Genomic DNA, 24021 nt, shown 5'->3' with positions numbered 1-24021 from the left:
GCTAAGCCCCTGCGATTGCGGCCAGAATCCTTTCCCTGTTCAGGGCGGATCCGGTCAACTCCTCTACGATCCTGCCCTTGCGCATCACCAATGCGCGATTGCAGATCCCACTGATTTCTTCGATTTCGCTTGAGGCGACGATGATGGTATTGCCCGCTTCGGCCAGCTTCGCGATCATCGAATAGATCTGAAACTTTGCGCCGACATCGATGCCGCGGGTTGGCTCGTCAAACAGCAACACCTGACAATCGCGCATCAGCCATTTGGCAAGCACCACCTTTTGCTGATTGCCGCCGCTGAGGTTGACGACACGGTTGCGCGGATCGCCGGGCCGGACTTCCAGTTTAGCAAAGCTGTCTTCTGCGTTCGTGGCCTCGGCACCAAGTGCCAAAAACGGCGTCGAAATCTTATCGAGCGAGGCAAGACTGATGTTGTGCGCGCAACTGAGCGGCAAAACCAGACCCTGTTCTTTGCGACTTTCCGGCAAGAGGCCGATGCCCCGCGCTATCGCCTGTTTGGGGGTCTTGGGCGCAAACGCCTGGTCTTTCAGACACATCGAGCCCTGCGTAGGCTGGCGAGCACCAAAAATGGTTTCAACCAATTCTGATTTGCCCGCACCGACAAGCCCGGTGATCCCCAGGACCTCGCCCTTGCGGGCGGCAAAGCTGATATCTGCAAAACCAGGGCCGCTCAACGCGACCACCTTTAGAAAGACATCGCCCAGTTCGGCGGTTTTCACAGGGTAATGCTCGGCCAATTCAGCGCCGATCATCTTGGTGACGATATCGGCAATGCTCAGGTCCTTGGCAGCCTCGGTCGAAATGCGCTTGCCGTTGCGAAACACCGTGACGCGGTCGCAGATCTGTTTGATTTCATCCAGCCGGTGCGAGATGTAGATCACGGACACCCCCTGCGCGCGCAAGCTGTCGATAAAGCCGAACAGCAGCCGCGCCTCGGCCTCCGACAGTGACGAGGTCGGTTCATCCATGATCAGGATCTTGAGGTTCTGCCGGCGCAACACCTTCAAAATTTCAATCATCTGCCGCGTGGCAACGCCCAGATTGGCCAGAACATCCTTCGCCTGCGCATTGACGCCGAAGCGCTCTAGCAGGGCGCTGGCATCGCGGTTCATCTTGCCCCAGTCAACCAGCCCGTAGCGGCGTGGATATTCGCCAAGGAACAGGTTCTCAGCCACAGTCAGGCTCGAGACCAACGAAAACTCCTGATAGATCACACCAATACCCGCGGCCTGCGCATCGGCGGGGGTGTGGAAATGCACCTCCTTGCCGTTGATCGAGAGGCTGCCGGAATCCAGGCGGTAAGCGCCGGTGATGATCTTGACCAAGGTGGATTTTCCGGCGCCGTTCTCACCCAGCAAGGCGTGAACTTCGCCGGCGGCAAGGTCGAAATCGACGTCATCAAGGGCAAGAACCCCCGGAAACTGCTTGGAAACGTTCCGAACTTTTAGAAGCGATTGCATGGGATTGCCTTGTTGGATCGACGGAAAAGGGGCCGGAAAGCAGCAGTTTCCCGGCCCCGTCACTCACGTTCGGACGCCCGACATTGAGGGCATCTCACCAACAGTCACTTGATGTATTGATCGACTTCGGCTGCCGTCACCAGCTCGGGGTTGATGTAGGTCTCTGGCGCGATGCCGTCCTTGGACTTGCCGTTCTTGACATAGGCAACAGCGGCATCGATGCTCAGCTGCACCATTTTGCGAGCATCCATGCGGATGGTTGCCGCAACATCGCCTGCCTTGATCGCGGCATAGCCGCCCTGTTGGCCGTCGTAGCCCACAAAGATGATATCGTCACGACCGGCCGATTTGGCAGCGCGTGCCGCACCTACCGCAAGGTTGTCAGACTCCCCAAACACGGCGTCCACTTCCGGATGCGCCTGAAGGATGTCTTCCATCACTTTCAGACCCTCTTCTTCGGTCCAGTGAGCGCCCTGCTGCGCCACAACTTCGAGGCCCGGGTGAACAAGAGCGCCAAGCTCAAAACCCTTGGTGCGCAGGATCTGAACCGGGTTGCCGGTCTCGCCCTGGATCAGGGCAATCTTGCCAATGCCGCCCAGTTTGGAGGCGATATAGTCAACCGCCATCTTGCCGCCCTGGCCGTTGTCCACGCCGACAAAGGTCACCACATTGGTCGTGTTCAGGCGGTTGTCCATGTTGACGACCGGAATCCCTGCTGCCATCGCCTTGTCAACGACCGGAACCAGTGCAGTCGTGTGACCCGCGACCAGAACGATGAAATCCACTTTTTTCGTGATCAGGTCTTCGATGATGGAGATCTGACCTTCGTAGTCACCGAAGGAGCCTTCGGGCGCATAGGCTTTGACGTCAGCACCAATTTCAGTTCCGTAGGCGACCGCTTGATCGGCCATTTCGATCTGGAAGGCGTTGGTCGTGAGATCCATCACCACAATCGCGCCCTTGAGGCTGTCCGCATAAGCGGCGGTCGTAAGCAGTAGCGCGCCCGCGGTCGTCGCAAGCCCTTTAATAAACGTTTTGAACATGTTCCATCCTCCCCTGACGATCTGCCTTGCCGCCTCCTCGCGCCAAGATCAGTCCATTTTCAATGAGTTTAGTCTTACGGCGGCCTCCCCATAACTGGCGCTGCAATTGCCGCCACCTATCTCTTCTTCGCCCGCAGGCTTTCGAATGATATCGTATGGTTTTGAATGCCGACGGAATATTGATCATTGATTCAGAAATGTGTCAATCATATTGTGAATAGGCGCGTTTACTGCGTCGTTGTGTCGATTGGGCCTGCGTTTGCTTTCGAATAGTTTGCTTTGTGCTCGGCCTGGGAATCTAAGGTCCACAAAATCGCGCCGAAAAGCCGCGAACCGTTTTTCTGCTCTGCTGTGGATGAAGGCGCAAGGGGCAAGGATCGACCTGAAATACTGAACTTCCTCAGGGCTTTGCCGGGGTCCAGGCATCGCAGGAAATGGGCGGCATGAAGCGATTACGGCTCACGCAAGCGCTGATCATCAGGATATTGAAATAGCAGAGGGTGGGCGCGCAGACGGCCGGTCGCACAGGCACGCAGGGCATCTCGGATGCAACATTCGCTCCTGGCAACCGAGCGGAGATGACCAGCATGGCCATCCTGGAATTGGTCCAGGTGAGTGAGGTCGACGTGGACTATATCGCCCCAGGCAGGCCGATGCAGAACGTTATCGTTGAAAGCCTGGACGGCAGCGTCCGCGATGAAGGGGAAGCGGGCATCGGGTCGTTTAGGTTCATGGGCCCTTCGGGGCCCCCGATTGAGGCTCCGAAGGGGATAACGCGATAAGCCAGGCTATACGCCATCCTGGATGGGCGCGGACAGTCACACCCCGCCCGCGACACTCAGCTTCCACTTGGATCCATCAAGGGAAGCGTCCGCCGACATTGATCAGGAAAACAATATTCCGCCATTGATGTCGAAACTCGCCCCCGTGATGAACGAGGAGTCGTCGGTTGCGAGGAACAATACGAGATTCCCGACATCGTCCGACACGCCCTGCCGCTTCAATGGCGCCGCAGCCTCGAACCCACGACGTGCAGCGTCCGCCGTATGGATATTGTGGAAATCCGTATCAATCATGCCGGGGCAGAGCGCGTTTGCGCGTATTGCGGGGCCCAGCTCCTTGGCCAAACCGCGCGTCATCGACATGATCGCGCCCTTCGACGTGGCATAGGCTATCGCTCCAGGACCACCGCCATCGCGTCCTGCCTGGCTCGACATATTCACAATCGCGCCAGACTTCATGTGGGCGAGACTGGCCTTGATCATCAGGAAGGTACTGGTCAGGTTCAGGTCCATCACAGCCTGCCAGTGATCCAGCGGCATTTCGGCCACCGACTTGCGCGCGATGAGACCCCCGGTATTGTTGACGAGCACATCGATGCCACCAAAGGCTTCCACCGTGCTTGCCACCAGTGCATCGACATCGGACGGTTTGCTCAGATCGCCCTGCACCGCGATCGCCTTGCCGCCCAAGGCTTTTATTTGCGACAGCGTCTCATCGGCCCCGGCCTTGCTGGCGAAATAGTTGATCGCCACATTGGCGCCTTCGGAGGCGAGCTTGACGGCACAGGCTCGCCCCAGATCGCGTCCACCACCTGTGACGATTGCAGTTTTTCCCTGAAGTTTCATTGTTTTACCTTGCTCTCGATTTGGTCAGTCGTTCTGTGCGATTTCATGCCCCGCGCCTGTGGCGATCAATTTCCGCGGGTGAGGAAGTAGTCGAAAATCTCCGGCACATTGCCCTGACCCATCCCCGCATCGACAGCGGCTTGCAAATTGCGGGCAGTGCCTTCGGCGATCTCGGCCCGGACGCCGATGTCCTCCGCCATCTTCAGAAAATAGCTCAGATCCTTGTTGGCGTTATTGATGGAGAAACCCAGGTCGCTGACCCCGTCGACCGCATAGTTCTTGCAAAAGGTCATGAAGGGCGAGCTGGATGGTCCGGTCGACATGATGTCGTAGAGTTGCTGGCGATCGACACCGGCGCGATCCGCCACCGCAAAGGCCTGGCTCATCGTGCAGACCGTAGTCATTCCCATGAAGTTGTTGATCAGCTTTGTCGTATGGCCGGCGCCGAGTGCCCCGAGATAGAAGACATTCTCTCCCTGCTGCTCGAGGACCGGCTTGACCTTGTCGAAGGTCTCCCGGTCACCAGCAGCCATGATATTGAGCAGGCCATCCTTCGCATGGGCGGGAGTTCGCCCAAGGGGCGCGTCGATCATGCCGGCACCCTTGGCCGCCAGATCCTTGCCGATCCGGCGGGTCGAAGCCGGTATGGAGGTGCCGAAATCGATCAGCACGGCGCCGCTGCGGACCCCCGTCAGGATGCCATCGTCGCCATAGACGATCTTCTCGACCACCTCGGATGTGGTGAGGCAGAGCATGATGATGTCGCTCGCTTCCGCGAGCTGTTTCGGCGATCCAGCCTCTTCGGCGTTGCCGCGCTCCAGGACCGCCTTTACGGCATCCTTGTTGAGGTCCATGACGACCAGGCTGAAGCCCTTCTTCTGAAGGTTTTCAACCATGTTTCCGCCCATGAGGCCGAGGCCGATGAAGCCTATGGTGGGTTTGCTCATGTCGTACTCTTTCCTGATTGGTTAAGCGCCTGTCGGGATCAAAGAAAATCCTCCCGATGTGGGGTGAAGATATCCAGCAGCGTGCCTGCCTGGAGGCAGGTGGCCCCGTGCATGATGTTGGGCTGCTTGTAGAGGGAATCGCCAGCCGAGATGTAATAGGTCTCGTCACCCACCTTGAATTCGAATTTCCCCGAAATGACGTAGGTGATCTGCTCATGGGGGTGGCTGTGCAATGCTGCCACGGTGCCAGTCTCGAAATGCGCTTCGACGCACATCAGATTGGTGTTGTAGGCCGCAACTATTCGCTTCAGTCCGCCCCCTGCGTCGGCAACCGGGTTCTCGCTTGCTGGGAAATAGTTCTTGGTAGTCATGGTGTTGCTCCTGTGGGGGCGCTTTTGACGGCCATCAGATACTCGTCCCCGCCAGCTTCTTCACTACGACCTTGAACGTGTTCTCGTCCGCATCGGTGAAATAGAGGTCGGCGTCGTAGCCCTGATCGTCGATGAAGTGGAAGATCCGCCGGGGTGCGTCCTTCGGATACGGTACCAGCAAGGTCACGATCCGGTGGCGATTTGCCTTGGGAAAGCGGGCTGTCAGGCAGGTGCTGACCGGCAGTCCCTCGACTTCGCCCATGTCGACGCCAGGGAAGCCCGTTTCCTGGCTAGTGACGGGAGGCCCACCCTCCGACCATAGGATCTCGCCATAAAATCCCGCCCGTTTCCCGGTATTACGGAATGAACTTTGCCCCAGTTGGAAGGGTTCATTGGCGTGCAGCAACCAATCGATCTCCACCGGCTCGGTCGCATTGATCGAATCGACGAACACGAAAAAGCTGTCATTGAAGAAATACACTTCACGCTCGACGCTGGTGACCTCGGGCGAAACCAGTGCATAGGCGGCGGTCGCGTCACCCTTTATGTAGATGTGGTCGCCCCGATCCTCGGCGAGACTGATGTTGCCCGTCGACTTGATCTGGAGCGCCTTGTTGCGATCGGCATACTGGCCCTTGCCGTTGATCAGGATCGCGTTTTTCGATCGTGTCTGTTTTCGCCACGCCTGGTGCATGGTGCTGTTGAACGCGACGTAGTGGCCCGACTGGATCGCCAGATCTTCGCCGAAAGCAGACAGGCAAAAGGCATTCTGATCGCCATGGCTGTGGCTGATCGAGCCGAACGGGCTCGACTTGAAGACGAACTGGATATGCTGGTCGGGATCGCCCATGCGATGCTGTATGGCGGCCCAGCCTATGCCCTTGAACCAGCGGAGCTTGTCCGTTTCGGACGGGGGAGACGCCTGTACCTCGGGCCAGTCGTGGCGATAGACCAGGTCATCGAAATTGAAGTCCCACCAGCCCCAATTGTAGAACGCCATTTCCGTGCCGGGATTGGTGCGGCAGATTTCGTCATAATACCACTGATAGGCCCCGTTGCCCGTCACACCCGCAAACTGGCGGAGGTTGTAGCCGATCTTCACCGCCGGCAGGTCACCCATCGTGCTGTCATCTCCGAAGGTCGCCCGCCGCGTGTCGGGTGCCTTGGTAAAGAGCGGCATGTCACCGGTCTTCTGGAAGAAGGGACGGACGTAGAGACTGATACCCGTATAGTTCTTCAGCACATTCGCAGCATCGATCAGATAGGCCATGCCGGTCATCCAGTAGTGAGGCCCTTCGGCCCAGCCTCCCTCGGGATCGCCCCACGGCGAATAGACCGTGAACAGAAATTCAATGGAATAATCGAGCCATTCCCGCGCTTCGGGTTCCTCATCGAGCATCGCGATGGCGGCCGGCACCAGCACGGCGGAGACCGCCCGAACGGCATGGCTGTCATACGGGAACAGCTGGATATTGGCATTCCTGATGATGTGGTCGGCAATTTCGCGGGTCCGAACCAGCAGAGCTGCACGCACTGTCTCGCGTTCCTCTGCCGTCAGTTCGCCATGCAGCCAGTCATATCCCCAGGCCAGAGCCAGGGTGACCCGGAACGCCCACTCGTCGGTATAGGCTCTGGAGGTCGTGCCTGCAGGGTCCCATCCGGCGACCGCCAGAAGCCATTCCTTGGCCCGTGCGAGCATCGCCGCATCTTTTGTGACATGGCCTCCAATTGCGAGGTGGCGGATCGCATAGATCAGTTCCTGGCAATCGATATAGGTCTGACGCCAGATCGGAGCCACGCGCTGATGGCCGGGATAGCCAGCCGGCTCGCCCATGACGGGCCGCTCCATCCATGGCCTGACACTCTTCTCGTAGAAAGTCGACCAGCCGCAATGGGCCGGATCGGCGGCAACAACCGCGCTGAATTCGGAAAGCGCTTTCGGCCCGAGCCAGAGGCGCGGGTGGGCCCTGTCGACGTGATCATAGCGGGAAGCCCGCCCGGGAAGCGGCGTTTCCGGCAAGTCGGCCGCAAGATCAAAGCTGCGGGTAGCGCTCCATTCGGTCGCCGGCATGCCCTTGCTTGCGTCCCAGACGGCATAGGACCAGTGATAGGTGCCGGGCTCGAGTGCCGCGTCGGGGGTGAAGAAATTCAGCGGAATATCGGTAAACATCCGGGTCGTCTTGCCCGGAAATGCGGGATCGGACGACAGGCGCAGCACGTATCGTGCCTCGTCCTCGACCACCGGAAGCCAGGTGAACCGGGGTGGATTCTCTACCAGCGTGTCACCAGCGTTAGGCGCATACTGAATATTCAACCGCCCGGCGGTCGGTTCGTCGAGATAGGCTTTGCGGTCGCGAGGTGTTGCTAAGGGCATCGAGATGTTCCTGGACTCGTCAATCGTGTATCGGTCGTCACCGCCCGCCGAGTACCGACGGGCGGCGTCTCGGCCTCGTCAGCCGCCGTACTGGCGCTTGTAGGCCTTGTTCATCACGGCGATGACGTCCTGATAGCCCATCTTGTCGAGCGTGGAGACGTAAGCCTCCCAGTCGGACTTAACGTCGCCGGTGCCGAGGATCCAGGCCTGCTGACGCTCCAGCATGTAGGTCTTCAGCGAAGGCCAATACCTGTCGTAGATCGCCTGTTCTTCCTTGTTGAAGGCGACCCCGAGGAACTGGTCGATCAGCAGGTCATTGGCGTCGTAGAGTTCGATCCCCTTGCGAGCGGCTTCCGAGGTCCACTGCCACTCGTAGCGGTAGTCCTGCCAATAACCGCGATAGATCTGGGCCCCCACGAGATACATCTGGCTGTTGACCGGCTGGTCGCTGTTGAGCACCTCGGGCTTGTAGACCGGCTGGCCGTCGACCCTGTCCCAGGTCTGGCCTTCGACCCCGAAATTGGAGAGGAGCCGGCCGTATTCGCTGAACCAGAAATCGAAATACTTGATGGTCTCGATCGGATGCCTGTTCAGGTGCGAGATCGCCCAGCCGTCAGGCTTGATCGGAGTGCGGCGATGTTCCTCCATCCGGACACCCTTGGCGGAAGCCGGTGGCAGGAAAGGCACGAAGTTGAAGCCCGGGATCTTGTCTTTCAGGGCGTCATTGTAGCCGGAGGTCGATGCAAACCAGTCATGGGTCACGCCGCCCAGATTCTCGCCGAGCAGATAGTCCCGAGAGGACGATCCACGCGTGAAGATTTCCGGATCGATGAGACCTTCCTTGTACCACGCAGCGATATTGGCCATGCCGTCGCGGTAGGCTTCCTGCGCGTAGGGATGAACGACCTTCCCGTCCTTGACGAAGAAATCGTGATAGGTGTCGGAGCCGGATGAGCGGGCATCCCATAGCGTGAGCAGCCGGTTCACTTCCTCCCAGTCGCGCGCGAAGTAGGGGATCTCGTCCTTCAGGCCGTTGCCATTGGGATCCTGGTCGCGGAAAGCCACGAGGACGTCGTGGAGTTCATCCACCGTCTGCGGCTGCTGCAGCCCGAGCTTGTCCAGCCAGTCCTGACGGATATACCAGGCGCGCCCGAACTTGCCGTCGGGGAGATACGGGATGTAGTAGTAATTTCCGTCATAGGCCGAGATCGCCTGCTGCAGGCCCGGGTGACTGTCCCAGAAGGCCTGAATGTTCGGTGCGTGCTCTTTGACCAGCTCGTTGAGCGGAAGAAAGGCCCCTTCCGGACCATACTGGTTGACCGGCTGCTGGATCAGATTGCCGCCGACGATATCCGGCAGATTCCCCTGCGCCAGCAGCAGGTTCATCGCCTCGTTGTTGTCCTTGGTGTTTTTACCGGCGGTCGCGTCCTTCAGATGGATATTGGTCAGCTTGCGCGCTTCTTCCTCGACCGGATAGATCTTGCTCGCGTCCCCCCCGACCCCATAGCCCTGGGCCCGCGGCCAGTGCAGGTGGATCGTCAGTTCGAGCGGCTCATCGACGATCTTCATCTCCTCCTGAGCGAAGACGGGTCCCGTCAGGGCCGTCGAACCGAGTATCGCCAGTGTCAATGTTAGTTTCCGCATAGTTCTCCTCCTCTTGCGAAATTTGAATTGTCCAGCAGTCATTCCTTCACCCCGCCCAGCAGGATGCCCTTGCTGAAGTATTTCTGCAGGAAGGGGTAAATGAGCAGGATCGGGATGATCGAGCAGACGATGATCGCCGCACTGATCGTCTCGACCGAATAGGGAGCGGTCAGGAGCGAGTTGGCGAAGGACTCGTCATCCTGCAGGTCGACGATGACGTGGCGCAGGTAGACCTGAAGCGGGATCTTGCTGTCATCCTGCAGCAGCACCATGGCCCAGAAGAAGCCGTTCCAGCGGGATACGACACAAAACAACGCGACAGTCGCGATCGCCGGCTTCGACAGCGGAACGAAGACCTTCCAGAGCACCTGGAACTCATTCGCTCCATCCATCCGCGCCGCTTCCTCGAAGCTCTTCGGAATGCTTTCGAAGAAGTTGCGCAGCAGGATGATGTTGAAGCCGTTGACAGCAAACCCGATGATGATCCCGAAATAGCTGTCGAGCAGTCCGAGGTCCCTCATGTTCAGAAAGAACGGGATCATCCCGGCATGGAACCACATGGTGAAGGCCACCATCAGGTTCCAGAATCGCCGTCCCCAAAGCTGCGGTCGAGACAGCGCATAGGCCCCCGGAATGATGAAGGCGAGGCTCATCAGCGTGCCGCCGATCGTATAGATGAACGTGTTCTTGTAGCTCGTCCAAAACATCGGTTCGCTGAGGACCTGCTTGTAGGCTTCGAGCGTGAAGCCGACCGGGCCAAGCACCACGTTGCCCGCACGCGCCTCGAATCCGGTGCTCATTGACAGTGATGCAATGTAAATGAAGGGATACAGCGTCGAGAGGGCGAACACCCCGATCAGGACCACGTTCAGGAGAACGAAAAGCCTGTCTCCACGCGAATAGAGGTTCATGTTGGCCATCTGTATTCCCCTACCAAAGCGACGTGCGCGAGTAGCGCTTTGAGATCGTGTTCGCGGTCATCACGAGGACGAAGGCGACTACCGCATTGAACAGGCCGGCAGCAGCGGCAAGATCGTACTGGCCGCCCTGGATCCCCTGCCGGTAGATGAAGGTGTTCACCACATCAGCGGTCGAGTATGTTGCTGGCTGGTAGAGCAAGATGATCATCTCGAAGCCGACTTCGAGGATGTTCCCGATGCGGATAATCAGCATGATGATGATCGTGGGAAGGATCGACGGAATGGTGATCTTCCACATCATCTGCCAGCGCGACGCGCCGTCGACCACCGCAGACTCGTAAAGCGTCGGAGACACCCCAGCGATGGCGGCGAGATAGACGATCGACTGGAATCCGGCCTCCTGCCAGATGCCGGTCCCGATGAATATCGGCCTGAACCACTCGGCCTTGGTCAGGAAGTAGATCGGGTCGAATCCGAACCAGCCCAGGATGGTGTTCACGATGCCGGCTGAAGGTGAGAAGGCCGTCATGACGATACCGGCAATGATGACGGACGAGATGAAATGGGGCAGGTACACGATGGTCTGCGCCGTCTTCTTGAACGTCTGGTTCAGGATCTCGTTGAACATCAATGCGATCAGGATGGGCACAGGGAACCCGAACAGCAGGCCGTAGAAACTGATGATGACCGTATTCTTCAGAGCCCGCAGGAACTGATCGTTCTCGAACAGGGTCAGGAAATGCTCAAAACCGACCCATGGGCTACCGGCGACACCGCGAAAGACGCTGTAGTCCTTGAACGCGATCTGAAGGCCGTACATCGGCTTGTACAGAAAGACGAGAAGCCACAGGATCGTCGGCAGCAGCAGCACATAGAGTTGCCACTCCCGCTTCAGGTGATCTCCCACACGCTCGATCGTGCCGGGTCTGCGCTGGCGAACAGCTTCCTTCGCCTGAAGAACGATTTCCTCGGTCTTGCCGATCACCTGTCCGCTATTCGCACTCATCGGCCGCCTCCCTGGCCGTCGAAGGCCATGCCGGTCTTTGCGTCAAAGACCCGGATCAGGTGCGGTTCGACCGTAAAGCCCGAGACCCCGTTCAGGATGTCCATCTGTCCGATGGTTCCTGCGCGGATGATGAAGGGTTCGTCGAGCAGCGTCGTGTGGATCAGCGCCTCGGATCCCAGTGTTTCCACGAGGTCGAGTGTCACGTCGATACGGCCGGGTACGTCTGGGCCCGCGACCGTCACGAATTCGGGGCGGATGCCCAGAATGACCTCGCGACCAGCGCTGTTTGCCAAGGAGGGTACCGGTGCCAGTTCGATCGACTGGCCGCCGAATTCGGCGCGTAAGGCATCCGTGCCGTCGACAATCCTCGCCTTGACCATGTTCATCGGCGGTGAGCCGAGAAATCCCGCAACAAAGGTGTTTACCGGGTTGAGGAACAGATCCATCGGCGATCCGACCTGCTCGATCCGTCCGTCATGCATCACGACGATCCGGTCCGCCAGCGTCATTGCCTCGACCTGGTCATGCGTCACGTAGATGGAGGTTACCCCCAGCCTGTTGTGCAACCGCTTGATCTCGGCCCGCATCTGGGTGCGCAATTTTGCATCGAGGTTTGAAAGCGGCTCATCGAACAGGAACACCTTAGGGCGCCTGACGATCGCCCGTCCCATGGCGACGCGCTGGCGCTGGCCGCCTGACAGGTCTGCCGGGCGCCTTTCCAGATATGGCGTGAGGCCAAGAATATTGCCGACCTCCTCGACGGACGAGGCAATGTTTTGCTTGCTCTCGCCGCGGATTCGCAGGCCGAATGCAATGTTGTCGGCGACGTTGAGATGCGGATAGAGGGCGTAATTCTGAAACACCATCGCGACATCGCGATCTTTTGGCGCCACGCGATTGACCCGTCTTCCATAGATGGTCAGATCACCGTCTGTGATTTCTTCGAGCCCTGCGATCATGCGCAGCGTCGTCGATTTGCCGCACCCCGACGGACCGACAAGCACGATGAATTCTTTTTCCTGAACTTCGAGGTCGATCCCGTGGACGACCTGAAGCGCGCCATAGGCCTTCACGATTCCATTGAGTTGTACGCCTGACATCAAGCCTCCCGCTCTTCCAGCGTCTGGCGAGCTACAGCGCCCTCTCTCCAGGCGCCGTGCTGCTCTCACGCAAACTGGTATACTAGAATTAAATCTGGTATACTAGTAAAAAATGGGCTACAGTTTCGGAAATGATGTGAAGTGATTGGAAAGAAAAGCGAATGCCGTACGCCACAGGTGCTGTGTGATTGACGGCTGAGCCAATTGTGATCGAGCTCTTCTCTGGTGGCGATTAATGCGTTTCGGCAAGCCGTCTGAATGGATATGGAGGAGACGGTGAAACGGATGCGAGATGATATGCGCCGGGAGCCGCGTCGGTGCTAGGCGCAGAAGATGGCGGACATGGAAGTGCAGAGAAGAGGGGATATGCAGATGAGGCTCGGTGAACATCGGACGAATGTCGATGACATATTCGACTACCTTCACGACGAAATCCTCTCGCTTCGCCTCAAACCCGGCGAAAAGATTTCGGAAGCGGAAATCGCCGCTCGTTTCGGGGTGTCGCGCCAGCCTGTGCGCGATGCTTTCAGCCGGCTCGCAAATCTCGATCTCTTGCTAATTCGCCCGCAACGCGCCACCGAGGTGAAGCGCTTCTCCGCACGCGAAATCGAGAAATCGCGTTTCGTGCGGGCTGCGGTGGAGTCCGAGGTCCTGAGGCGGGCGGCAAAGCTCTGCGACGCGGAAGGCGCGAAACTGCTCGATGCGGCCCTCGCCGACCAGCAGCGCGCCATCGAGGAGGTCGATGTCGATGGTTTCGGTGCACTGGATTACGACTTCCACAAGAGACTTTGTCTGATCGCCGGTGTGGACTATGCGTTCGAGGTGATCACCTCGGAAAAGATCAAGGTCGATCGTCTCTGCATTCTCGGCTTGTCCAAGGAAGATCGTATGCCGCAATTGGTAGCCGATCATCTTGCTATTGCCGCAGCCGTTAAGGCAAACGACGCAGAGAAAGCGGTGGAACTCGGCATGCTGCACCTCTCGCGCCTCGACGACACCATCACCCGCATCGCCCATATCAACGCCCATTATTTCGAACCGGCATTGGATTGAAGGCAGCAATCAGCGACCGCTGTCGGATATGGATCGATGTATCTCCCCTGAAGGGCCTTCCTGGCTCACCGTGAAAGACGAACGAAAGACATGTTCCGGTCCTCTCCGATACCGGTGACCGAAGGTCCGACAGCCCGCCACGTATTCGCCCTTGCCTGGCCGATGACGCTGAAGGCGATCATGTTGCATGGGACCGTTGTCATCGACACCTATCTTGTCTCCTCGCTGGGAGAGAGCGCCATTGCTGCGATGGGTCTTTCGACCGCCGTGGCCGGCCTGGTGCTTGGGGCAATCCTGGCCTTCGCAAACGCCATGCAGATCCGGACTGCACAGGCCTTCGGCACGAACGATCGCATCTTCCTCAAGTCAGTCTTTGCTTCGGGTATGGCAGTCAGCCTGGCGATCGGGTTGATAGGCCTGACAACAATTTTCCTGTTCGGCGACGCGTTGCTGGATGTCATGGCGCCGACAGTCGAGATTGGATCCCTTGCGAAGGACTATCTGGCGATATTTTCCCTCGTGATTCTGGGCGAAGCCATTGGCCAGGTAATTTCCAGCCATTTCAACGGATGCGGGCGGACGCGACTGCCGCTTTACAGCTTTCTTTTGGCTGTCCCGATCAACATCGCCTCTAGTATCGTATTGATCCACGGATTCTTGGGGCTTCCTGCCTTCGGTGTAGCGGGAGCCGCCATGGGAAGCGCCATCGCGGTTACCGCGCAGGTATCCTATCTCATCCTCCGGTTTGCGCGGGTCGATGGTGGTCTCCTGAGGCTATCCGGCTGGCGGCAATCGGATTTCGCCGCAACGTTGCGCCGACATCTCGGATTTTCGCTGCCAATTGCAGCAACATTTTTCAGCGCAACCTTCGCCATGCAGGTCAGCGCGCTGATCTATGCCCGCCTGAGCCTCAATGAATTTGCCGCGATGACGATCATCGGCCCTTGGATAATGGTGACGGGAACGGTCGGCATGCAATGGGCGCAAGCGACAGGGATCATCGTCGCGCAACTTCTCGGTCAGAAGACGGAGAAGGATGTCCTCGAGCGGTTTCTCGCCAGTGCCTGGCGCGGCGCTTTCGTTGCATCCGGCGCTGTCGCGGTGCTGCTATGCGCTGTGTGCCTGTCGGCCGACTGGCTGTATTCCGATCTGGGTGCGGAAACCCGCGTCATTCTCTTGGGCTTCTTGCCGGTCCTCTTGATCCTGCCCTTTCCGAAAGGTTCGAATGCCATATGCGGCAATACTCTGAGGGCGAGCGGCGATACGGTCTACGTCATGCACATCTTTATCTGGGCACAGTGGCTCTTCCGTATTCCCGCAACTGCCATCGCGGTCCTCTACCTTCAACTTCCGGCAGCCTGGGTCCTGTCTATCCAGCTCTGGGAAGAATTCCTGAAGTTTCCAGCCTTTCACAGACGCCTTCATCGGGGCGACTGGAAGGATTCTGAAGTGTCGGAGTAAAGTGGCGGGAGCGGGCAGGCGAGGGCTTTTCAAGGGTCAGGAACATGATGTTGCAGGGGCCGAGCAGCTCGGACATCGGCAGCCATCCTCTCTGATCCATGAAGGGCATGGCATGCGCGTCATTGGCCACCGTTCCACGACGAGAAGCCGCAGGTTGCCGCAAGTTGAGCTCTTGTGCTTGTCGGGCGCTCAGCCGCCCACGAAGACGCGCTTTCGTGCATTGTCGATATGGGCTCGCATCGCGTTTCGCGCAGCTTCTGCATCCTGGCGCTCAATCGCTGCGTAGATCGCTTCGTGTTCCGCCTGAACCAGTCGCAGGCGCTCCGTCGATTTGCTCAGCGAGAGGTTGCGCGTCAGGTTCAGGCCGGTGATGATATTTGCGTGCATGGACGTACGCACGGAGACGAAATAGTGATTGTCGGAAGATGAGCAGACGATCGCGTGGAATTTTTCATCCGCATCGACGCCCAACTCTCCTTGCTGCACGCAGCGCTCCAGCTCATCCAGTGATTGCCTCAGAAGTGCCAATTGCTCAATGGACCGCCGCTCGGCAGCCAGCATCGCTGCTTCCCCTTCGATCGCCATGCGAAACTCGAAAGTCCGTTGTATATCGGCGATTGATCCGATGGGGGCGAAGGTCAGAACAGCGCGATCGGGTTGCTTTTGGACATACGAACCCGATCCCTGCGTTGAGACGATCACGCCATCGATCTTCAACTGTTTCAGCGCCTGGCGGAGAATTGGCCGCGAAACGCCAAAGCCTTCGCTCAGCTCAATTTCTGTCGGCAGCTTCCCGCCAACGGGGATTTCGCCACTAACGATCTTCGCCAGGATCTGCTCATAAACGGTGTCGGATAGCGTTCTGTCTCGCTCTTCCCGTCGAGACTGCCGAGCGCTCGACAGCAGGCTCGCCGCTAGCGTCCGTTGATTTGCCTCCATTCGAGATACTTTCCTTCGATTTCGGGGTCCGTCGGTGGATAAAGTCCAAAGATGGACGCACCTTCTTTCACCTTCTCCATAACGAAATCCTCGAATATTGTCATCTCGGTCGCTTCATTCGCGATTTCCTCGGCCAGATGACGAGGAATGCATACAACGCCCTCATTGTCTCCGACCATGACGTCCCCCGGAAACACAGCCACGCCGCCACAGCCGATCGGATCGTTGATGGCTACCGCATGGTGCTTCGTCAGATTGGTCGGAGCACTCGGGCGTACATGATAGGCGGGCATTTCGAGTTCCGCGATTTCAGGGCTGTCGCGAAAGCCGCCGTCTGTCACAAGACCGGCACATCCACGCGATTGCAGCCGGGCGGCAAGAATGCAGCCGGCGGAGGCCGCACTGGCATCACCGCGAGAGTCGATGACGAACACGGCCCCTTCGGGGCATTCTTCGACGCCTTTGCGCTGCGGGTTGTTCCTGTCCGCGAAGGACTCCAGAACATCGAGATCTTCACGCGCCGGAATGTAGCGGAGCGTATACGCGGTTCCGACCATGTTTTCACCGGAACGAAGCCTCTGCGGTCCCTGCAGGAAGATGTTCCGCAGACCCTTCTTGAACATCGCAGTGGTGAGCGTCGCCGTGCTGACCGCCATGAACTTGGCGTGCAATATCGGATCCAGCTTCATCATGTCTCACTTCCTGTGTCGCCAATCTGTCAGAGACAGATTTGATTGAATATGGCGGGTTCGGGCTTGTATTCCGCTAGTCGCTCCGAGGCCCGAACCCGGGATTTTTAGCCGATAATGCTTGGCAGCCAGAGCGAAATCGCGGGCACGTAAGTCACCAGCAAAAGCGCGACCAGCAGGGCCAGATAGAATGGCCAGATGGTTCTCAATGCGGTCTCGATCTTGACCTTGCCGACCGCACAGCCGACGAAAAGGCAGGTTCCGACAGGGGGGGTGCACAGCCCGAGGCCGAGATTGATCAGCAGCATTATGCCGAACTGGATTGGATCCATGCCCAGCCCCTGGGCGATCGGCAGGAAGATCGGCGTGCAGATCAGAATGAGTGCCGCCATGTCCATGATCATCCCAAGCATCAGAAGGATGACGTTGATCATCAGCAATATGACGATTGGATTGTCTGATACGGACAGCAGGGCATCGCTCAGCGCCGTCGGCACGTCATAGAGCGCCAGCAGCCAGGCAAAAGAGCCTGCAAAGGCGATGAGGATCATCACCATAGCCGTGGTGCGCACCGACGATGTAACGCAGGTGACAAACGCCTCGAACGATAGTGTCCTGTAAACGACGGCCGTCAAAACGAGCGCATAGATGGCTCCAAATGCACCGCTCTCGGTAACCGTGAAGACACCGGACAGCACGCCGCCGACGATGATGACAGCCGTGAAGAGGCCGGGCAGGGCCTGCATCGCCGCACGTGCCGTTTCCCGCCAGCCGGGAAATGCCTCCGAAGGATAATTGTGTCGAACCGCGATCACGTATGCCGCGATTGCCAGGCAGACGCACATCAGTATGCCCGGAATGACGCCCGCAATGAACAGCTTCGATACGGAGATTCCGCCACCGGCAGCTACGGCGAAGATGATCATGTTGTGGCTGGGTGGAATGACGATGCCCGCGATGGAGGATGTCACCGTGACGTTGACGGCAAAGTCCGGTCTGTAGCCTTTTTCCTTCATCACCGGGATCAGGATGGAGCCGAGTGCTGAAATGTCTGCAATGGCAGAGCCCGAGATCCCTCCGAAAAGCATGCTGGAGAAGATGTTGACGGTCGCCAGGCCGCCGCGGACATGGCCGACAAGGGTCGTTGCAAAACGCACCAGATGCTGGGCGATGCCGCCATGCATCATCAGTTCGCCAGCAAAGATGAAGAATGGGATGGCCAGCAACGAAAACGAGGACACACCGGCGACCGAACGCTGGAATGTCATCAGCAGCGGCATGCCTTCATAGGCGAAGGTGACGGCCGCGGCTATTCCCATCGCAAAGGCAACCGGCAATCCAAGCACGACGGTTAAGCCGAATATTCCAAGCAGAATTGTCAGGCCCATTTCAGTGCTCCCTACCGGAGGCGGACTGTTCGATGAGCTGAACGGCACGCGATAAAACTCGAATTGCGCAAAAGAGAGCGATCAGTCCTCCGCACAGTGCGGCCGACAGGCTTCTGACGCCTTCCGGCAAATTCAGCATTGGCAGGAGCGTTGGCCAGCCGAAACGCACGAGCTCGATGCTGCTCAGGCACATGACGGCCCCGAAGATCGCGAGCGCAATATCGCAAAGCAGGAGCACGATCTGATTGAGCCCAACCGGCAGCATGTCGCGGAACAGCGTGACGCCCAAATGGGTATCTTCCTTCACACCGACGGCTGCACCAAGAAACGTGATGTAGCAGATCAGCAGCAGCGCCAGCTGCTCAACCCAGGTCGGGGTGGTATTGAGGACATACCGGCCGAATACCAGCCAGCCGAAGGACCCAATCAGCAGGACCAGAGCCAGAGATGCCACTGCAAGGCAAAGCTGGGAGAGTCGCGCCGAGGCCATCTCGAGAAAATCCCGAGCTGTCACCAATGTCTTCATGTCGATTTTCCAGATTGATGAAGCGGAACGCGGCGAGAGCCGCGTCCCGAACATGCCGCTAGTCGGCGTTGCGGATCAGGTTGACGAGGTCAGTGAGTTCCGGATTATCGGCCAGGAACTTGTCATAGACGCTTGCCATGGCTGCCTGGAATGCAGCCTTGTCCTCGACGGTGTTGACCACCGTCCCGCTGGACTTCACCTTCTCCATACTCGCCTTTTCACGCTCGGCCCATTCCGCACGTTGCATGGCGGTGCTCTCCTTCCCGACCTCACGGATGATCGCCTGATCTTCCGGCGAAAGCCCATCCCAGGTCTTCTTGGACATGCACAGGCATTCCGGGATGATGAGGTGTTCGGAGAGCGAGAAATACTTGGCGACTTCGTAGTGATTGGTGGATTCATAGGACGGGGAATTGTTCTCCGCGCCGTCGACCACGCCCGTCTTGAGGGACTGGTAGACTTCACCAAAGGCCATCGGTGTCGCATTGCCGCCCATCGCTTCGATCATTCCAACGAACAGGTCGTTGCTCATGACGCGAACCTTCATGCCGGAGACATCCGAAGGTGCGTTGATGGGACGCTTCGAATTGTAGAACGATCTGGCCCCAGCGTCATAGAAGCCGAGCGCGACAAGACCCTTCGCCTCAAGTCCCTTTCCGATGGCTTCGCCAGCTTCACCGTCCATCAGGCGATGCATCTGGTCGATACCCTTGAAGATGAAGGGCAGCGAAACGACGTTGGTTTCGGGCACGGCCTGCCCCATTGGTCCAAGGCTGAAGACCCCGAAATTGATCACGCCCAGGCGGGTCTGCTCGATCGCGTCGGGCTGGTCGCCCAGGACGCCGGAATGGAAGACCTTGCCGGTGATCCGGCCTTCCGTCTTTTCGGCGACGCGCGACATGAAGAAATCCATTGCGTGCGAAACCGGATATTCCGCGACATGGATGTTCCATCCGCGCCAGGTTTCCGCGCTCGCTGGCGTGCTTGTCACTCCCGTTCCGCCAACGCACAGCGCTACTGCTAGGGCCAGCTGCGACAGCCGGCGCTTGATGATCGTTGCCATATGATCCTCCCTCTATGACACTTCAACGATATGTGATGTGCCACGATATCAGAACCGCCGCAAGAAATTTTTACAAATACTTACAAATTTGCCCGGACCGGTATTTTCGTGGGGGGAGTGCTCGGACGGCAGATGGAATGGTCTTCTGAACGGGATTTATCGCAGCAGCGCTGGAGATCGCGAGCGGGCGGCACGCGGAAAACGAAGGTGACGGAGTTGCACGGTTGTGGCCGACGCTATCTCGCCTGGGCTCGGGCATTGCGCGCTCTGGGCGGCGCCGCTTCGGCATATGCCGGCGCGTGCCCCCTGGCTGAAATGCCCGCGCTTTCAGAAATCCCGGGAATGAGATCGACCTGCAGTCCCGCCATTTGCAATTCCGTGATCATGCTGGCTACCGCCTCCGACGCTGCCGCGTCTCCGGCCTTCAACAGCACCACGCGTTTTCCCGTCCGTGCAAGTCCGGTCACCAATTGGCGCAGGTTCATGTCGCGCCCGGGCTCGTCTTCCTCGACCGCCCCGACAAGCATGCGCTTGGCCTCCCGCCTTGCCAGTTCCAGCACGTCGGAAGAGACGCCGTCATCAAAGAGAATGAGGTCTGCCGATTGCAGGCAGCGGACGGCCTTGAGTGTCAGCAGTTCCGCGTCGCCTGGCCCGGCGCCGACAATGGTCACCGAACCCGTGATCGGCAGGCTGCAGAGCCTTTCGACATCTGAGACGAGCTCCTGCCGGTCGAGCTCGCTGGGTGGCTTCGTCGATGAGAAGCAGCGATCGACGAAGCGCTCCCAGAAGGCGCGCCGCTTCGGCCCGGGCTCCAATTGACTGTTCACGGTCGTGCGCAGCGCTTGCGCCGTCGCGGCCCACCCCTTGAGCGACGGAGGCAGGAGCGTTTCGACCCGTCGGCGAATGGCCTGGGCGAGGATCGGGGCTGCCCCATCCGTCGAGATGGACAGGATGACGGGTGAGCGATTGACGATGGAGCCGAATTGGAACTGGCAATAGGCGGGTCTGTCGATGACGTTGAATGCGACGCCGGCCGCACGCGCCGCACAGGAAAAGGCGCGCGCTTCGTCGTCGCTCTCGCAATCAGCGATGGCCATGACGGCTCCGTGAAATACGCCGGTATGCCAGGGCCGGTTCTGCACCACGACCTTCTTGCCTTTGACCAGATCCTGCATGGCCGCACCGATCCCCTCGGCTTCGGCGTAGACGTCAACATGCGCTCCGCAGGCCGCCAGAAGTTCGGCCTTCCAGGCGGCCGCATCCGATCCACCGGCAATGACGGCCCGCTTGTCCGTGAGGTTCCAGAACACCGGAAGTTTGGCCAGGGGTTCGATCCGCCCTGGGTCTTCATTCTGCTGCGAGGAGCGCTTGCGCATCGATGATCCTCCTGATTTCCGGGCGGCAAGAGCCGCAATTGGTTCCAGCACTGAGCAATTGGCCGATGGCCTCTACCGATCTGCAGCCTTGGCCGACGGCACGGGCGATCTCCTTTGCGCCCACCGAAAAGCAGGCGCAGACGGTCGCTCCCTTGTCTGGCTGGCCTGCACCGGGACGCCCCGCCACGATCCGCGAACGGGCGGTGGCATCGGCATGGTCGGTGAGCAACTGGTCGACAGCCCATTGCCGCGAAACGGCCACCGGAGAACGCGATGCGAAGAACGCGGCCACCAGCCGGGATCCACGCAAGGCGAGGATCCGGCAATCTCCGGCCGCGACATCGCGGTAGCGCACAATCTCGATATCCTCATCCAGGCCGAGGCTCTGGCTGAGCCAGGTCTCGAACCCGCCTTCCGGTTCATCTCCGGCCAGCTCGAGCCGGTAGCCGTTTTCGGCCTTTGCGATCGCCCAGTATTCGAAGGGCAGATGTGTTGGCTTCTCCGCGGCCACCAGAAAGGCATGAAAGGTGGTCGCATGACGTGCGAGTGAAACGCGGCTCTGCTTGAGCGCCGGCTGGCCGGAGACAGGATCGACATCCGGTTTAACGAGTGTGTCCACCCGTGCCGGGAATGCTGTTTCATCCGTCCAGTGCATCGGCACGAAAAGCGACCCACGCGCCTGTCGCTCCGTCAGCAGGGCACGCACGAGGATGAAGTGCCCCTTGTCGTCCGCAATCTTGACCAGGTCGGCATCGCGGAGCCGATGCACGGCTGCGTCGAGCGGATGGATCTCGCAGAAAGGCTCGGCCAGATGCGCGGAAAGGCGCGCGCTCTTCCCGGTTCGGGTCATCGTGTGCCAATGGTCGCGCACGCGTCCGGTGTTCAGCACGAAGGTGCCATGTGCAAGTTCTACAGGCAGAAGGGGGGGCTGGACGGGGACGAAACGCGCCTTGCCGTCAGGGAAATAGAACTGGCCGTCCGCGAAAAACCGTTCCTTTGCCGCTCCAGCCAGGGGCCGGGGCCACTGGAAGGGGACGAGCGCCTCATATTGATCCCGGTTGATCGCTGCAAAGGCGCCGATGTCGAAATCGCGGGCGCCGTCGTTCTCGAAGGCGGAAAGGGCGGCATGTTCAGCGAAAATCGCGGCCGGCGAGTCGAAGTCGAAAGCGGTTGCAAAGCCCATGCGCTTGCCAACTTCGGTGACGTGCCACCAGTCGGGACGCGCTTCTCCAGGCGCCACGAGAAACGGCCGTTGGCGTGAAATCCGTCGCTCGGAATTGGTAACCGTGCCGGATTTCTCGCCCCAGCCGGTGGCCGGCAACAGGACATGCGCGAGGCGTGCCGTGTCGGTATTCTTCTGCATGTCCGAAACGACAACGAACGGGCAGGCCTCGATGGCCTTTTTGACCTTGTCGGCATCGGGCATCGAAACCACAGGATTGGTCGACATGATCCAGAGCGCCTTCACCCGTCCGTCGGCAACGGCATCGAACAGATCGACGGCTTTCAAGCCGGGACGCCCGGCGATCTGTGGCGAAGCCCAGAATCGCTGCACCCGCTCCCGGTGTTGCGGATCCTCGATCGCCATATGCGCTGCCAGCATGTTGGCGAGCCCGCCGACCTCACGCCCACCCATGGCATTCGGCTGGCCGGTGAGGGAAAACGGGCCCATACCCTGCCGACCAATACGACCCGTCGCCAGATGGCAATTGATGATGGCATTGACCTTGCCGCTTCCGGACGCCGACTGGTTCACCCCCTGGCTGTAGCAGGTCACGACCCGTTCGGTGCTGGCGAAAAGCCAGAAGAACTGGCGGATCAGCATGCCGGACAGACCGGTCGCTTCCGAGAGGTCCGCCATCGACATGCGCGATGCCGCAAGCAGAGCATCTGAAAAACCTGTCGTATGTCTGCCCACAAAGCCCTGATCTATCCTGTCGGTGTCGGCCAGATGGGTCAGCAGGCCATTGAACAGGGCCACATCCCCGTCCGGGCGCACGGAAAGATGCAGGTCGGCAAGGTCGGAGGTAGCAGTTCTTCGCGGATCGATGACGACAATCTTCATCGCCGGTCGAGAGGCCTTGGCGGCCGCGAGGCGTTGGTAGAGGACCGGGTGACACCAGGCAAGGTTCGATCCGACCAGAACAACGAGGTCTGCGAGTTCGAGATCCTCATAGGTGCCCGGAACCGTGTCGGCCCCGAAGGCCCGGCGGTGGCCAGCGACCGAAGAGGCCATGCAAAGCCTTGAATTCGTGTCGATGTTGCCAGAACCGATGAAGCCCTTCATCAGCTTGTTGGCGACGTAATAGTCCTCGGTCAGGAGCTGGCCGGAGAGATAAAAGGCCACGGAATCCGGCCCATGCTCGGCGATCGTGCGGCTGAAACGATCCGCGACGAGATCGAGTGCCGTGTCCCAGTTCGCCCGCTGCCCGTATATTTCCGGAAACAGCGCGCGTCCGTCTTCGTCCAGCGTTTCGGCAAGCGCCGAGCCCTTCGAGCACAGGCGGCCGAAATTGGCAGGATGCTCCGGATCACCCCGGACGCTGACGGTCCCCGTATCATCGACGCTTGCGATCACGCCGCAACCGACGCCGCAATAGGGGCAGGTGGTGCGGGTTTCGCACGTCATGGATCACTCCGCCGCCACGAGGGCGCTCTCGAGCGCGATCGACAACTGCCCGTCGATGTTGCGGATCGGGATGGTGCGGACAGCACCTTCGTCTGCGCCCAGCGCCTTGCCGGTCTCGAGCGAAATCACCCAGTTATGCAGCGGGCAGGTAACGGAAGTGCCGTGCACGATGCCTTGCGTCAACGGCCCGCCCTTGTGGGGGCAATGATCCTCGATCGCATAGACCAGATTCTCAGCCGTCCGGAAGACCCCGATCTTGCCCTGCGGCGTCTTCACGCAGCGCGCGCCGCGAAGGGGAATGTCGTCGATCGTGCCGATAGCGATCCAGTTCATGAGCATGCTCCTTGTTGTTTCTTCCTTTCCCCCCGCAGGCGGGAGAAAGGA

At 59.3% G+C, this 24021-nt stretch carries 20 protein-coding genes; 2 read left to right on the top strand and 18 right to left on the bottom strand.

Translation table 11 applies throughout. The features are described from left to right. Nucleotide 1: 1 nt before the first annotated feature. The 10 genes from LJE98_RS05175 to LJE98_RS05130 form a co-directional block, all read right to left on the bottom strand. Nucleotides 2–1480, bottom strand: a complete 1479-nt coding sequence (locus LJE98_RS05175; protein ID WP_229573833.1) for a sugar ABC transporter ATP-binding protein — start codon at nucleotides 1478–1480, stop codon at nucleotides 2–4. Between the two features lie 104 nt (nucleotides 1481–1584). Beyond that, on the bottom strand, nucleotides 1585–2523 hold the full coding sequence (locus LJE98_RS05170; protein ID WP_229573831.1) for a sugar ABC transporter substrate-binding protein: 939 nt from the start codon (nucleotides 2521–2523) through the stop codon (nucleotides 1585–1587). Between the two features lie 884 nt (nucleotides 2524–3407). Continuing rightward, nucleotides 3408–4151 carry an SDR family NAD(P)-dependent oxidoreductase gene (locus tag LJE98_RS05165; RefSeq protein WP_229573830.1) on the bottom strand — a complete coding sequence of 248 codons (744 nt, stop codon included), beginning with the start codon at nucleotides 4149–4151 and terminating at the stop codon, nucleotides 3408–3410. 65 nt (nucleotides 4152–4216) lie between these two features. Next, on the bottom strand, nucleotides 4217–5098 hold the full coding sequence (locus LJE98_RS05160) for an NAD(P)-dependent oxidoreductase (protein WP_229573829.1): 882 nt from the start codon (nucleotides 5096–5098) through the stop codon (nucleotides 4217–4219). Between the two features lie 38 nt (nucleotides 5099–5136). Continuing rightward, a complete protein-coding gene (locus LJE98_RS05155; RefSeq protein ID WP_229573828.1) occupies nucleotides 5137–5469 on the bottom strand; it encodes a cupin domain-containing protein in 333 nt (110 codons plus the stop codon). 34 nt (nucleotides 5470–5503) lie between these two features. Beyond that, nucleotides 5504–7843, bottom strand: coding sequence for a DUF4962 domain-containing protein (locus LJE98_RS05150; RefSeq protein ID WP_229573826.1), 2340 nt, complete (start codon nucleotides 7841–7843; stop codon nucleotides 5504–5506). Nucleotides 7844–7921: 78 nt separating this feature from the next. Further along, nucleotides 7922–9487 carry an extracellular solute-binding protein gene (locus tag LJE98_RS05145; protein ID WP_229573825.1) on the bottom strand — a complete coding sequence of 522 codons (1566 nt, stop codon included), beginning with the start codon at nucleotides 9485–9487 and terminating at the stop codon, nucleotides 7922–7924. A 38-nt stretch (nucleotides 9488–9525) separates the two neighbouring features. Then, entirely contained in the window at nucleotides 9526–10407 is an 882-nt protein-coding gene (locus LJE98_RS05140) for a carbohydrate ABC transporter permease (RefSeq protein WP_229573823.1), read from the bottom strand. Nucleotides 10408–10417: 10 nt separating this feature from the next. Beyond that, nucleotides 10418–11413 carry an ABC transporter permease gene (locus LJE98_RS05135; protein WP_229573821.1) on the bottom strand — a complete coding sequence of 332 codons (996 nt, stop codon included), beginning with the start codon at nucleotides 11411–11413 and terminating at the stop codon, nucleotides 10418–10420. Beyond that, entirely contained in the window at nucleotides 11410–12513 is a 1104-nt protein-coding gene (locus LJE98_RS05130; protein WP_229573820.1) for an ABC transporter ATP-binding protein, read from the bottom strand. Before LJE98_RS05130 ends, LJE98_RS05135 begins: the two co-directional genes overlap by 4 nt. Before the next feature lie 372 nt (nucleotides 12514–12885). On the opposite strand from LJE98_RS05130, the gene LJE98_RS05125 reads away from it, so the two are divergent. Continuing rightward, the gene (locus LJE98_RS05125) at nucleotides 12886–13566 is read left to right on the top strand and encodes a GntR family transcriptional regulator (RefSeq protein ID WP_229573819.1); all 681 of its coding nucleotides are present in this window, start codon (nucleotides 12886–12888) and stop codon (nucleotides 13564–13566) included. Nucleotides 13567–13656: 90 nt separating this feature from the next. Next, complete coding sequence (locus tag LJE98_RS05120; RefSeq protein ID WP_229573818.1) at nucleotides 13657–15027, top strand: MATE family efflux transporter; 1371 nt, start codon at nucleotides 13657–13659, stop codon at nucleotides 15025–15027. A 189-nt stretch (nucleotides 15028–15216) separates the two neighbouring features. On the opposite strand, the gene LJE98_RS05115 is transcribed toward LJE98_RS05120, so the two are convergent. The 8 genes from LJE98_RS05115 to nirD all read right to left on the bottom strand — a co-directional run bounded on the left by LJE98_RS05115 (nucleotide 15217) and on the right by nirD (nucleotide 23976). Then, nucleotides 15217–15966: a FadR/GntR family transcriptional regulator gene (locus LJE98_RS05115; protein ID WP_229573816.1), complete on the bottom strand. Its 750-nt coding sequence runs from the start codon at nucleotides 15964–15966 to the stop codon at nucleotides 15217–15219. Continuing rightward, nucleotides 15942–16658: a ribonuclease activity regulator RraA gene (locus tag LJE98_RS05110; protein WP_229573814.1), complete on the bottom strand. Its 717-nt coding sequence runs from the start codon at nucleotides 16656–16658 to the stop codon at nucleotides 15942–15944. Before LJE98_RS05110 ends, LJE98_RS05115 begins: the two co-directional genes overlap by 25 nt. A gap of 104 nt (nucleotides 16659–16762) precedes the next feature. Then, complete coding sequence (locus LJE98_RS05105) at nucleotides 16763–18043, bottom strand: TRAP transporter large permease (RefSeq protein WP_229573813.1); 1281 nt, start codon at nucleotides 18041–18043, stop codon at nucleotides 16763–16765. A 1-nt stretch (nucleotide 18044) separates the two neighbouring features. Beyond that, on the bottom strand, nucleotides 18045–18569 hold the full coding sequence (locus LJE98_RS05100; RefSeq protein ID WP_229573812.1) for a TRAP transporter small permease: 525 nt from the start codon (nucleotides 18567–18569) through the stop codon (nucleotides 18045–18047). 58 nt (nucleotides 18570–18627) lie between these two features. Further along, nucleotides 18628–19632 (bottom strand): TRAP transporter substrate-binding protein, encoded by a 1005-nt coding sequence (locus tag LJE98_RS05095; protein ID WP_229573810.1) that lies wholly within the window; start codon nucleotides 19630–19632, stop codon nucleotides 18628–18630. A gap of 236 nt (nucleotides 19633–19868) precedes the next feature. Next, a complete protein-coding gene (locus LJE98_RS05090) occupies nucleotides 19869–21008 on the bottom strand; it encodes a siroheme synthase (RefSeq protein WP_229573808.1) in 1140 nt (379 codons plus the stop codon). Then, complete coding sequence (locus LJE98_RS05085; RefSeq protein WP_229573807.1) at nucleotides 20980–23637, bottom strand: nitrate reductase; 2658 nt, start codon at nucleotides 23635–23637, stop codon at nucleotides 20980–20982. Before LJE98_RS05085 ends, LJE98_RS05090 begins: the two co-directional genes overlap by 29 nt. A 3-nt stretch (nucleotides 23638–23640) precedes the next feature. After that, the gene (gene nirD / locus LJE98_RS05080) at nucleotides 23641–23976 is read right to left on the bottom strand and encodes a nitrite reductase small subunit NirD (protein ID WP_229573806.1); all 336 of its coding nucleotides are present in this window, start codon (nucleotides 23974–23976) and stop codon (nucleotides 23641–23643) included. Nucleotides 23977–24021 lie beyond the last annotated feature (45 nt).

Source organism: Rhizobium sp. 'Codium 1', assembly GCF_020889605.1.
Lineage (GTDB): Bacteria > Pseudomonadota > Alphaproteobacteria > Rhizobiales > Rhizobiaceae > Allorhizobium > Allorhizobium algae.
This window is presented reverse-complemented; position numbering and strand designations above follow the sequence as displayed.